The 12462-nt window shown below is 48.4% G+C and carries 15 protein-coding genes and 1 pseudogene; 9 read left to right on the forward strand and 7 right to left on the reverse strand.

All coding sequences use genetic code 11. The features are described 5' to 3' along the window. Nucleotides 1-67 precede the first annotated feature (67 nt). The 3 genes from ACEW9I_RS21710 to ACEW9I_RS21720 all read right to left on the reverse strand — a co-directional run bounded on the left by ACEW9I_RS21710 (nt 68) and on the right by ACEW9I_RS21720 (nt 2159). Nucleotides 68-526, reverse strand: coding sequence for a zinc-dependent metalloprotease family protein (locus tag ACEW9I_RS21710; protein ID WP_373542409.1), 459 nt, complete (start codon nt 524-526; stop codon nt 68-70). 318 nt (nt 527-844) lie between these two features. Then, complete coding sequence (locus ACEW9I_RS21715) at nt 845-1453, reverse strand: TerD family protein (protein ID WP_373542410.1); 609 nt, start codon at nt 1451-1453, stop codon at nt 845-847. Between the two features lie 124 nt (nt 1454-1577). Then, complete coding sequence (locus ACEW9I_RS21720; protein ID WP_373542411.1) at nt 1578-2159, reverse strand: TerD family protein; 582 nt, start codon at nt 2157-2159, stop codon at nt 1578-1580. A gap of 40 nt (nt 2160-2199) precedes the next feature. Here ACEW9I_RS21720 and ACEW9I_RS21725 point away from each other — a divergent pair, with 40 nt between their 5' ends. Further along, nucleotides 2200-2361 (forward strand): hypothetical protein, encoded by a 162-nt coding sequence (locus ACEW9I_RS21725; RefSeq protein WP_373542412.1) that lies wholly within the window; start codon nt 2200-2202, stop codon nt 2359-2361. A 151-nt stretch (nt 2362-2512) separates the two neighbouring features. On the opposite strand, the gene ACEW9I_RS21730 is transcribed toward ACEW9I_RS21725, so the two are convergent. Beyond that, a complete protein-coding gene (locus ACEW9I_RS21730) occupies nt 2513-2692 on the reverse strand; it encodes a hypothetical protein (protein ID WP_373542413.1) in 180 nt (59 codons plus the stop codon). A gap of 141 nt (nt 2693-2833) precedes the next feature. On the opposite strand from ACEW9I_RS21730, the gene ACEW9I_RS21735 reads away from it, so the two are divergent. Further along, a complete protein-coding gene (locus tag ACEW9I_RS21735; RefSeq protein WP_373542414.1) occupies nt 2834-3283 on the forward strand; it encodes an orange carotenoid protein N-terminal domain-containing protein in 450 nt (149 codons plus the stop codon). A gap of 129 nt (nt 3284-3412) precedes the next feature. Here ACEW9I_RS21735 and ACEW9I_RS21740 read toward each other — a convergent pair whose 3' ends face one another. After that, nucleotides 3413-5125, reverse strand: a complete 1713-nt coding sequence (locus ACEW9I_RS21740) for an NB-ARC domain-containing protein (protein ID WP_373542415.1) — start codon at nt 5123-5125, stop codon at nt 3413-3415. 487 nt (nt 5126-5612) lie between these two features. Here ACEW9I_RS21740 and groL point away from each other — a divergent pair, with 487 nt between their 5' ends. Beyond that, a complete protein-coding gene (gene groL, locus ACEW9I_RS21745; protein WP_373542416.1) occupies nt 5613-7298 on the forward strand; it encodes a chaperonin GroEL in 1686 nt (561 codons plus the stop codon). 99 nt (nt 7299-7397) lie between these two features. Here the strand turns inward: groL and ACEW9I_RS21750 are convergent. After that, nucleotides 7398-7526 (reverse strand): annotated as a pseudogene (locus tag ACEW9I_RS21750) (Uma2 family endonuclease); the annotation flags it as partial. A gap of 30 nt (nt 7527-7556) precedes the next feature. Beyond that, a complete protein-coding gene (gene rsmI, locus ACEW9I_RS21755; RefSeq protein WP_373542417.1) occupies nt 7557-8453 on the reverse strand; it encodes a 16S rRNA (cytidine(1402)-2'-O)-methyltransferase in 897 nt (298 codons plus the stop codon). A gap of 339 nt (nt 8454-8792) precedes the next feature. Between rsmI and ACEW9I_RS21760 the strand changes: the two genes are divergently transcribed. The 6 genes from ACEW9I_RS21760 to ACEW9I_RS21785 form a co-directional block, all read left to right on the forward strand. After that, a complete protein-coding gene (locus ACEW9I_RS21760) occupies nt 8793-8978 on the forward strand; it encodes a hypothetical protein (RefSeq protein ID WP_373542418.1) in 186 nt (61 codons plus the stop codon). 108 nt (nt 8979-9086) lie between these two features. After that, on the forward strand, nt 9087-9599 hold the full coding sequence (locus tag ACEW9I_RS21765) for an inorganic diphosphatase (protein ID WP_309743544.1): 513 nt from the start codon (nt 9087-9089) through the stop codon (nt 9597-9599). 273 nt (nt 9600-9872) lie between these two features. Next, entirely contained in the window at nt 9873-10253 is a 381-nt protein-coding gene (gene panD / locus ACEW9I_RS21770; RefSeq protein ID WP_373542419.1) for an aspartate 1-decarboxylase, read from the forward strand. Nucleotides 10254-10701: 448 nt separating this feature from the next. Further along, nucleotides 10702-11400, forward strand: coding sequence for a (2Fe-2S) ferredoxin domain-containing protein (locus tag ACEW9I_RS21775; protein WP_373542420.1), 699 nt, complete (start codon nt 10702-10704; stop codon nt 11398-11400). A 19-nt stretch (nt 11401-11419) separates the two neighbouring features. Continuing rightward, entirely contained in the window at nt 11420-11854 is a 435-nt protein-coding gene (locus ACEW9I_RS21780; RefSeq protein ID WP_373542421.1) for a bacterioferritin, read from the forward strand. A gap of 160 nt (nt 11855-12014) precedes the next feature. Further along, the coding region (locus ACEW9I_RS21785; RefSeq protein ID WP_373542422.1) for a hypothetical protein at nt 12015-12462 on the forward strand (448 nt) is incomplete at its 3' end.

A 12462-nucleotide genomic window follows, 5' to 3' on the forward strand; every position in this document is an offset into this window, starting at 1 on the left:
TTTTTTGCGTGGTCACGATTAGTTCTAGGGCTGCGAGTCATCTGCTTATATCAGCTCAAATGCTTGTTTAGTAAGAGTTTGACATATTCTCCATTCCTCCTTGACAAAGCTCTAATTTTCTTAACTTGTCACGAATGGGCGGCATCAAACTATGAATGCGATGATCCAAGCCGTCATTCATCACATCTGCGGGCAATTCAGAATGATCTAGTCCTAGGGTATGGGCGACTTCATGAGCGATCGTATTCGCAATCAAATTTGACAATTGACTGGACGATAAATTGGCACGTTCGGAAGTATTGAGAATTTGGTCTAAGCGGACGATCGCTCGATCTGTTACTCCTCCTTGACGAAAACTTGCGACACCTAAATAATCGACAGGTTCTTTATCGATTATCAAACCAATATGTGTAAATCTGTCTCCCCACTGGTGGGAATCTGGTAGTTCTGAAGTCAAAAAAACATTAATACTTCTAAACGCACTAAAGACTTTTGCAAAGACATCTTCAAGTATTTCTAGTAGCATCGATTCAGTCTGTGGAGCGGTGTCAACCCAGCAAGCATTTACCCAAATACAATGGGGATTTTTAGATTGGTGATTGTTTAAACCTGCTCCGCATTGTGGACACATGCGCCAACTAGATTGGAGCAAGAGACGGCAATTAAAACACCGTGATTTAGGAGGACGTTTGAGATCGATTCTTTCCCAAATTGGTACTCGTCGGTTAGAATTTTTTGTGAGATTTAATCGATGGTACATGAGAATTGAGAATTGAAAATTAAAAAATGATAAAAAACGACTCAACAGACTTAGATTATTGAGTCGTCATCAAAGTGGCTATAGTTACATATAAGATTGCACTAGTTCGCTCAATCCATTGACACTGACACCATTACCGATCGCCGCCATTTTCCATTCATCGTTGTGACGATAAACTTCAGCCAAAACCATCCCAGTCATGCCTTTATAATCTTGACCTGAGAGATTGAATTTTGCCAGTTCTCGATTGTTGGCTGTATTAACTAGCCGCACAAAAGCGTTCTCGATTTGACTAAAATCTTGCTTTCGAGCTTGACAATCGTAAATATTTACCACAAATACTAGTTTGTTAATATTAGTGGGAATGCGCGATAAATCGATAATAATTACTTCATCATCACCATCACCCGCCCCTGTAAGATTATCGCCTTGATGGACGATCGCGCCGGAAGGGTGTTGGAGATTACCAAAGTAAATAATATTTGTGTTGTCGATTAGTTTTCCAGCATCATTAAGGCAAACTACCGAAGCATCTAGATCGTACTCTTCACCTGCTTTGTTGCCAAAATTACTAAAAAATCCACCGCCAGCACGCTTGACTACATCCCAACCCAATCCGCAGATGATTTTGGTGAGTCCTGGTGCTTCTTTTGATAGCGAAATTCGCTGTCCTTTTTGCAGACTAATTGCCATAAGTGATACTTCCTACTTAATTAAAGTCTAATCAGGATTTGGAGGATTAAGAGATTTACAGGATTAGGTTGCTGGTGAGCCATCTAATCCTAAAACCTAAAGCCTAAAGCCTAAAGCCTAAAACCTAACTTGGTTGATAGCGATCGAGTAATGCTTGTAAACCGCCTTGATAGCCTGCGCCGACAGCATTGAGCCGCCATTCACCATCTTTGCGATAGAGTTCTGCCATGATCAGAGCTGTCTCAGTCGAGTAGTCTTCTACCAAGTCATAACGCACGACTTCTTGCTCATTTTGAAGATTGACAACCCGCACAAAGGCATTTTGAACTTGACCAAAATTTTGTTTCCGTGCTTGAGCATCATGAATCGTGACTGCGATGATAATTTTCTCGATTTCAGAGGGGGCTTGTTTTAAGTTAACCTTAATTACTTCATCATCTCCATCGCCCGCCCCAGTGAGATTATCACCAGTATGCTCGACTGATTTTGCCGCATCTGGACTAGTTAGATTGTTATAAAAGATGAAATGTTTGTCAGAAATTAATCGCTCATTACTACCGAGCAAGAATACCGAAGCATCGAGATCGAAATCCACGCCCGTATCTACCGCTTTGACATCCCAACCCAACCCAACGAAGATTTCTGTCAATCCTGGGGCGATTTTGTCTAGAGATACGCGCTGTCCTTTGGCTAATGACACTGCCATACAAAAATAATCCTTACTTTGCTACGTTAATTGCGCTCAAATGAATGAGACGTTCATCAGAAGCTACTGCTTTAATGCTACGTCAAGTATTCCCGAATTGGGGGAAGAACTATCGCGATCGCACATCGTCACTACATCGCCACTAGCTACTATTCAAGGATCTCACTGGGGAGATCGCCCCAGTACGTCAGCGGAGCGGTAATAATGCCCTGTCATCGCAGGTGCGAACGTTTAAACAGTTGACAGTTGACAGTTGACAGCGAAGTTTTTTCGGGCAGGGGATTTAAACCCCGCCCTAAAAACAATCCACCTGAAGGTAGGGGATTTCAACCCCTGCGCTTTGTTAACCAAATCTATTCGATCGATCTCAACAGCAGCCGCCAGCTAGGCACTAAAGCCAAGATAAATAAGCGATCGTCTCTCCATGCAGAACCAGATTGTCGATCGTAACAACTGGGGATAATTTGTCGGTTCAGTATCAGCTCGATCGCTGGGATTGAGGATGTGTCGGTAGTAATTAGATTGTCATACATCTACCTTTGGAAGTGAATCTGCTTCTATCTTCTGTAGGATTATTCATCTGTGTCCATTCGCTAAATTGAGGAAGAGTCGATCGAGATTTTCGATCTGGCGATCTAACAAAGTAGCACAACAATTCATTTTTTAGAGTTAATATGACTTACACCATCGATGCAGACACCCAACAAGCTTTAGACACTTTTCAAGGCTTCGATCTAGACACCCAACTTGCCTTACTTTGGTATGGCTACCTGGATCTAAAAGAGCAGCTTCAACCCGCACCGCCTCAAAGCGTAGAAGTTCTTGGTAACGCAGTATTCGACCACATCCAGGCATTGGAGCCTCAAGCACAACTGCAAACACAGCGCGATCTGCTCCAAGGTACGGCTACTGATGTGAGCGAAGCCTACAACGCTCTGAGTCCCAATGCTCAGTTGGAAGTTTGGCTGCTGCTGGCACAGGGGATGGAGAATGGCAGCATTATTCAATTGCCTGCCGATTATCAATTGCCAGCACAGACAGATGAGTTTGTCGCAAAGATCGCCAAGCTCAGCTTGGAACAGCGCATTAACTTTATGCTCAAAATAGTCCGATCGCAGAGCTAACTAACGTCTGAAATTCGATCCATGGCAGTCGCTAAGGGGCTTACATCTCCAGTTTCGAGCGATGAAAATATCACTCGATCGCTAAACCATACCTCAATTCCGCACCGCCACAATCTGCCGATCCGACTCTCATTCAATTAGTAAATTGAGGATATTGCTAGCGAGATAGCCTGGTGGGATCGGATCTAAAGTTTGCCATTGGCGCAAAATCTGCTGCAGGTGTTGACTGAAATCGGCACGATTGCCCCAGGCTAGGATCGATCGCGCTAAAATCGGGCGTAAGACTGACTGCATCTGAGTTTGGCGGAGAGCATCTGTGGCTGTTGCCTGAATGATGGCGTAGGTATTGAGGTGACCAAAACGGTGTTGGAGATCGGTCGGGGCGAGATCTCCGGTGATGGGTGGTGACAGTTCCGCTGCAAATCGCTCGATCGAGCGGTTAGTGACATAAGTGACCATCACTGGCTGAATCGACCATGTGCGATCGTCATAGGTGGCAATGCACCGCCGCGCTAGGGACTGGAGCGCGTTGAGGATTTCCCCGGGAGCGCGGGTATTCAGTACCAAATTTGCGCGTAATGCGCTCCCGGCGATCGGTTCGCGGGCGATCGCCAACCAATACACTAGTTGCTGCTCGATCGCGGACAATCGCTCGAACTGACGATACAGTACATCATCGATCGTCCGAAACTGAAGTTGCCCTTGCTGCATCAGCGGGTAGAGTTCCAAGACTTTTTCACCACCACCAGTGATTTCGACAGCGGCGATGGCGGCAATTTTGAGCGCGAGGGGATTGCCACCGTAGTGACCGTGGACTTCTTGCCATATTTGCGCTGGGAGCGGCGGACAACCGTAGGCTTGAATCAATTGATGTCCAGCAGCAGCACTCAGCCCGTCGAGCGTCAGCGATCGGACTAGCTGGGGATTGACAATCTCTGCACGGGCGATCGAGTGGGGTTTTTCCCGACTGATGAGGAGGACGCAACTTTGATGTGGCAGTTCGCCCAGTGACCGCAACAACCGATCGTAACCTTCATAACCAGGCAAATACTGACCGGATTGGACTTGTCCGGCGAGGATCGATTCGACATTATCAATTATCAACAGACAGCGATTGAGTTTGAGACCAGCGATGAGCAGATCGATCTGTCCCTCCGCCGAGCGAGGTAAAGCCACGGGTTGCGGACTCAAGCACTGGATCTGCTCGGTACAGAATTCAGTCAGTGGTGGTAAATTGAGTAGCGATCGCCAGATCGTCAGATCGAAGTAGCTCTCCAACTGGCGCGCGATCTCCCACACCAGCGTCGTCTTCCCGACCCCACCCATCCCAATTAGGCAAATCACCCGACAACGTTCGTAGAGACACCAATCAGTTAGGGTAGCGATCTCCTCCGTCCGCCCATAAAACTGCGGCTCGATATTTGGATCGATCGGATACCGCGCGCTCTTTCTCCAATCTGGATCGCTCCGCTGACGAGCGGCTCTAGTTGGGTCGGCTGCGGTGGCAGCAGCTTCAACTAGCTCGACTCCTAGCTGCATTGAGTACCACAGCAGTACTGCTGCCAAACTCTTCTTGGTGACTTTCTGTCCCAATCGCTGACTCAAGCATTGCCACAAGCTCGCAGCAGTCGCTCTGACATAGCCGATCTGGTACACATCTGGACGCGGATGGTCAGTTTTGGTGACCCCTAGCTGTGCTGGCGACGAGTTCGATCCGGTTGCCGCGATTTGTTGATAGCTATCGCCAGCTAAGACTCCCCGAATAATCTGGATCTGCACCAGCTTCAAAGATTTGGGAGCCAAAACTGTGTTGATAATTGCAATCGCTCGATCGGCATCCATACTTACAGTTCAATTTTGGACGGCTTGATGATAGCGATCGTACCTTTTATCCGACTTTTTACATACTTTTCTAGTTATTAACTAGCTATTTGAGCGAGTAGAGTATCAATACAGAGTGTTTGTGTGTTCAACTTTTGATTGTTTTGGTCTAGCTTCATTTACTTGAGCTGTCGCCCAAATCAATCGCCTCAAGCACGATCGGTGGATCTGGTAAACACCGATCGTGTTTGGGGGTTTTTTATTAGGCTTTAGGCTTTAGGCTTTAGGTTTTAGGTTTTAGGCTTTAGGTTTTATATTAGGCTTTAGGCTTTAGGGGAGAGGGTAAAGGAACTGCATAGAAGCGATCGCGCATTCACCATCCACCCTCTTTATCTGCACACCAGAAACGAAATAGTTCGGGAAACCGCACACAGATTCACCAAAATCCGTTTAGCACTCCTCCTCATAGAGTGCTAAATTTTGGAAGAGATGATTACAAAAAAATAATATGGCAAAAATCATAGCGTTTAATGAAGAATCCCGTCGTGCCCTCGAACGGGGTGTCAACGCGTTGGCTGATGCAGTCAAGATTACTTTGGGACCCAAAGGGCGAAATGTACTGTTAGAGAAGAAATTTGGCGCACCACAGATCGTCAATGACGGCATCACCGTCGCCAAAGAAATCGAATTGTCCGACCCCCTCGAAAACACTGGGGCGAGACTGATCCAAGAAGTTGCCTCCAAGACCAAAGATGCGGCTGGAGATGGTACTACAACCGCAACTGTCCTCGCGCAAGAAATGATCCGCGAAGGCTTGAAAAACGTTGCCGCTGGTAGCAATCCGATCGGGATCAAGCGCGGTATGGACAAGACAGTGACGATGCTAGTCGCCGAGATCGCCAAACTAGCCAAACCTGTCGAAGGCAAAGGGATCGCGCAAGTAGCTAGCGTCTCGGCTGGGAATGATGCTGAAGTCGGCGAGATGATCTCCGCTGCGATGGATAAAGTCACCAAAGATGGTGTGATCACGGTCGAAGAGTCCAAATCTCTCACTACCGAACTCGAAGTCGTCGAAGGGATGCAGATCGATCGCGGTTACCTCTCTCCCTATTTGGTCACCGACCAAGAGCGGATGGTGGTAGAGTTTGATGATGCGCTAATTCTGATTACCGACAAAAAAATCAACTCGATCCAAGATTTAGTCCCTATTCTCGAAAAAGTTGCCCGTGCTGGCAAACCGCTACTCATCATCGCCGAAGATCTTGAAGGTGAAGCACTGGCGACACTTGTAGTTAATAAGGCTCGGGGCGTACTCAGCGTTGCCGCGATCAAGGCTCCCAGTTTTGGCGATCGCCGCAAAGCGATGTTACAAGATATCGCGATCCTCACTGGTGGTCAGATGATCTCCGAAGAAATCGGACTGAGCCTCGATACCGCCACCTTGGAAATGCTCGGTACTGCTGCCAAAATCACGATCGACAAAGAGAACACGACGATCGTCTCTGCCAACAATAGTAGTGGTGATGTCCAAAAACGGGTCGCTCAACTCAAGCAACAACTTGCTGAAACTGATTCGGATTACGATACCGAAAAACTCCAGGAACGGATCGCCAAACTAGCTGGCGGTGTAGCGGTGATTAAAGTCGGTGCGGCCACAGAAACAGAATTAAAAGATCGCAAACTGCGGATCGAAGATGCACTCAGTGCCACCAAAGCCGCCGTTGAAGAAGGGATCGTCGCTGGTGGTGGGACGACATTGATCCATCTGGCAGATCGCGTCGCTGCTTTCAAATCCGAGCTAGCCGATCCTGAAGAAAAAATCGGAGCCGAGATCGTCGCCAAGGCTCTCGAAGCACCACTGCGTCAGATTGCGAGTAACGCAGGTGTCGAAGGTTCTGTCGTCGTCGAACAAGTTCGTGCTGCTGCTGACAATATCGGTTACAACGCGGCAACTGGTGTATTTGAAGACCTCCTCGCTGCGGGGATTGTCGATCCGGCTAAAGTAGTCCGCTCTTCGCTCCAAAATGCCGTCTCGATCGCTGGTTTAGTCCTCACTACTGAGGCTCTGATCGTCGAAAAGCCCGAACCTAAGTCCGCAGCACCTGATATGGGTGGCATGGGCGGTATGGGCGGCATGGGTGGCATGGGTGGCATGGGCGGTATGGGCGGTATGGGCGGCATGGGGATGATGTAGTCCCAGCTCTAGCTACCTAGAAACAACATCATAGCTCCAAATAGATCCCCGACTTCTCCAAGAAGTCGGGGATCTGTCGTAAGTATGCCCTACTTTATGCCAATTCATCTGGATCGATGTCAGTAAACTCGGGATGATTTCTTGAAGTTCATTATCCACAGGGGTGTCATCAGAGCAAGGTAGTTCATCTGCGGTGGGAAGGTATCTGGGTAGTTCGGATTGGAACATGGCTACTATACCAAAGGATCTACAGGTATTTTACGCTGAAATTTCCGGCTCATTGGCGATCGTTCCACTTTTAGCAGCATCGAGATCGATCGCGAGTGCCAATTGATAGACATATCGCCGTGATTGAGAGATTTGTTCGGCGACGATGCGACTGGCTTGCGATCGGGATGTGTCATTGAGCATCAATTCGATCAGGGCGCGCTCGATCGCTTCATCTGATAGGGTGGGGTGGCTGACAGGGGCACCTGCAACGACGAGTGTGTATTCCCCCTGGGGTTCGACTTGGGTATAATGTGCGATCGCCGCACCGATATTTCCCCGCCAAAACTCTTCGTGTAATTTGGTTAATTCTCTCCCGATGGCGATCTGTCGCTCTGCGCCAAATGTCGTGGCAAAATCTGCTAAGGTCTGGCGCAAACGGTGGGGAGATTCATAAAATACCATGGTGCGATCCTCACCTGAAACTGCTTCTAATCGCCCTTTGCGTTCCTGTCCTTTAGCTGGTAAAAAACCTTCAAATCCAAATCGATCGCTCGGCAATCCCGACGCGCTCACCGCCGTAATTACGGCGGTCACACCTGGAATGGGAATGACTCGAATCCCCGCCGCCACACAAGCGGAGACGATCGGATAACCAGGATCGGAGATCCCTGGCATCCCCGCATCAGTCACTAGCGCGATCGATTTTCCGGCTTGCAATTGTGCGATCAGTTCGGGGATACGTTGTTGTTCGTTGTGCTGGTGGTAGCTGATTTGGGGTGTTTTGATTTCAAAGTGATGGAGGAGTTTGCCCGTATGGCGGGTATCTTCAGCGGCGATCGTATCGACATCTCGCAATACCTGAATACCGCGCAGCGTCATATCACCCAAATTACCGATCGGTGTGCCGACGAGATAGAGAGTTGTACCAGTGACTTCATTTGACATATTGTTTGCTCATGCTTTGCCGACATTATAGGTAGGGATCGGGTGGCGGCGGGGTGTCTAGCAACTAGCGCACGATCGCGCGCTCGACTCAGTGCCCGCCCCGTACGATCTCGATCTTGCCACAGTTACGGGACTGGCGACACTCGATCTCACGGCAAATCCGATCCGAGCGATCGGATCTGGTCGCGATGTTGCTCCCTAGCGGCAGAAATACGAATAATTGTGAGCTACGTAACAACCCTGCGCCAGTTGTTGGGTACAATGGTGTTAGTGGTGTAATTTTAAGCCGACTGTTAGTTCAGCGGTCAACACCAATATCGAGTTAAATACATTTATCACATGGAATCAAGTGTCCCGCCTGGCAAGTCTAAAACCGAACCCCCTCGACGCAAATGGGGAGAGTTTTTGGGGAGTGCGATCGCGATTTTTACACTGATCTTACCTGTAGCGGCGATCGTCCACTACTCGCCAGTTAGCAGCTCTCAAGCTTTGCCCGCTGCACCGACAGCCGAGCTACCGCAATGAGCTAAACACCAAATTTGAAATCCAGCAGCTATATATCCAATTCCCAATCCCTAGTAAAATGCAGTCAGGGGATAACTCCCCTAGCCTTTTGAATTGGAGAATTTTATTTTGGACTTAACGCTCATTCCCGCTCAACCTAAATTTGGAATTATCAACGTTTTGATTGAAATTCCGGCTGGGAGCAAGAACAAGTACGAATTTGATAAAGACATGAATGCGATGGCACTCGATCGAGTCCTATCTTCATCAGTTCAATATCCTTGTGATTACGGTTTTATCCCCAATACACTGGGTAATGATGGCGATCCGCTCGACGGGATGGTGATGATGGATCAGCCGACTTTTCCAGGTTGCGTGATTGCTTGTCGGCCGATCGGGATGTTGGAAATGATCGATGGTGGCGATCGCGATGAGAAAATCCTGTGCGTCCCCGACAAAGATCCGCGTTATGCTAATGTCACATCGCTCAAAGATATTGCTCAACATCGCTTGGACGAAATTTCGGAGTTTTTTAAGACTTATAAAAATCTTGAGAAAAAAGTCACCGAAATCCTCGGCTGGAAAGATGTCGATGCTGTCATGCCGCTAGTGCAAGAATGCGTCGCTGCGGCGAAGAAATAAAAGTAGAGGGGGAGTTGCCGCCAAATAACATACCAAACTGTAGGGTGTGTTATCGCGCTAGCGTAACGCACCAGATCGAGAATGGCTGGTAGATATCGCGTAGTGTGGGCACTGCCCACCAGCTAGGTTGCAGACACAATCTATCTTATAAATAATTGCATCTACCTACTTATCTACATCTGTCTCGATCCGCCACTTGGTTGCGCTCAACCGCCTTTGTACTCTGACGTGGGCACAGCCACGCGCTACCATCTACCCCTTACCCACGAGAACATGCACCGCACGTTATTGGCTGCCAAAATTCACAGTTGCACGATCACCGCCGCTAATCTGCAATATATGGGTAGCATTAGTATCGATGAGCTGCTACTAACTGCGGTCGGAATTTTGCCATACGAACAAGTGCATGTGGTCAATGTCAACAATGGGGAGAGGTTTATTACTTATGCCATTGCCGCGACACCAGGAAGTGGCGCGATCGAGTTAAATGGTGCAGCGGCTAGACTAGGCGCGATCGGCGATAAATTGATTGTGATGAGCTATGCCCAATTTGATGCTCTAGCCGCTCAAAAACACCATCCCCAAGTAGTGATGGTAGACGAGCGCAATCACATCACCGCACTGAAATCTGATATTCCCACTGGATTGGGCTAACTTGGCGCGATTTTCTCCACATTTAGCGATCGCTTCGACCCTCCAACCAATATTGCTGCTACTGATGCGTAGCAACGCAATCGCCGTCAGGAGACTAGGGCACCACCTCAAAATCGGCTATTTTAACCCGATCGGCACCAAAATTCATTTCAAATTAATGCTACTAATTCGCAATAGTTATGATAAGATCTTTTTAAGATTATTGCTATAAATATTCAGTAAATTTGAGATGGAGAGGCAAAATATATGGATTGGGGCAACTTGACTTGGTGGTGGTGCATGGCATATTTTGGTTTTACCTCCGAACTGAGTGGTAAAGATTTGGCAGATCCAAGTCGCGCCAACTTCAACACCTCGCTGAAGTAGCTCGCCTGCCTTACAAATAATTGCTAATTGTTATCAGTTGTCCTTTTATCCGATCTACTGCGATCGGTCTACCGTTACGCTCATGAGCAAACAGCCACACAAACGCCTCAGATCGCTCACAGGTTATTTTCGCGGGTGGGGGGACGATCGCCCGCTACACGCGTATATCCAGCTAGCGATGCTCGATGGCGATCGCTTAGTCAAAGTTGCCAAAAGTCTCCGTCCGCACATCCAAGATTGGCAACCAGGGATCTATTTGACATTACTAGCGCAGGAAACCAGCAGCCGCGATTCAGGTGAATGCAAAATCAAAGTCAAACAGGTGTTGACCACGCAGCCGCGCGATCCGGATCGGCAGGTGCTAGTCGGATTAGCATCTGCACCACCGATCGCGCCCCCATCCAGAGCTAGTCATGGGGTGGTGGTACCGACCAAGATTCAAATCTGTCAAGGTTCGAGTTGTCGTAAGCGTGGTGGTGAGAAGATTTGTCAGATGATGCAAGCATATCTCAACGGCTCTGAGCTAGGCGAGCGAGTAGAAATCGAAACAGTCAAATGTCTCCATCAGTGTAAAGCTGCTCCCCACGCGATCGTCACTAGCCCAGCCGGAGCGACCTTACCAGGCAAAACTCACTACCGTCAAGTCCAGTCTAGCCAAGTCCAAGCCATTCTCGCTCAACATCTGCCGATCGCGCTCATCCCCGCACAGGGCGGCACTAGTGCGCTCGACACAATTAGTACTTATCTACAGCAGCAGATCGCCATCGCGATCGCCCACTAATAATTTAGACCTGGATACCATGCAAGATTTAAACCAAGAAAAAGCGATCGATGTGCTCCGTTCCCTCATGGAGTTCGAGCTAGCTGGAGTGGTGCGGTATACACACTATGCCTTGATGATTACTGGCCCCAACCGGATTCCGATCGTCGATTTCTTCAAAGCTCAAGCCACAGAATCGCTCCTCCATGCACAGCAGGTGGGCGAGATTTTGACAGGCTTAGAAGGTCATCCATCCCTCCAAATTGCCCCAATGGAGGAAACATACCAACATTCGGTCAAAGACATCTTACAAGAGAGTCTAGCCCATGAAAGAAAGGCATTGGATCTGTACAAGCGGCTCCTCGATATCGTTGAGGATGCGAGTGTCTATCTCGAAGAGTTCGCACGGACGATGATTGGCACCGAAGAGCTGCATAACATCGAAATCAAAAAGATGTTACGTGATTTTAGCTAACCCTGACTCCGAGCGGCTTCCAGGCGCCACAACCACCAACACATCACGATCGCGATATCCCCTTGGGGATGATTTCGCGCAGATTGTGTTGTCAAAAATACTCCAGTTTTGAGTATGTTCTCGAGCGTCCTCTACCACTCGAATTATTTCAGGAATAAATATGTCGAACCAACCACTAAACTGGCTATCAATTACTGCTGGTAGCCTCTTGGCAACACTACTGCTGATAACTGGTGCCCAAGCCGCCGAAGCTGGATTATCCGCACCTAATTCGCCTGATTCAACACTGCTTGCCGATCGCACTCTGAGACACAGATCTAACGAATTAATCGCACTCAGGCAGAAACAACGCGCCCAGCTAAAAATCAAGCGTCAAGCCAAAGTAACTGCCACCGTAGCACCGACAGTTGCAGATCCCACAGATCTCGCCCAACTAACTCCACCAGCTCCGACTGATGCTACTCCAACGACAGCACCAGCCGAAGCCCCTAAAACAGAAACTCCAGTACCCAATCAATTCTCACTGAACACCAAACTAGAAGGACAAGTAATTTTTGGAGCAACAGGGACTTTTACAGGTGACTTCGAGCGCAATCCCGCCTTTGGAC

The sequence above is a fragment of the Chamaesiphon sp. genome (genome assembly GCF_041738855.1).
Classification (GTDB): Bacteria; Cyanobacteriota; Cyanobacteriia; order Cyanobacteriales; family Chamaesiphonaceae; genus Chamaesiphon.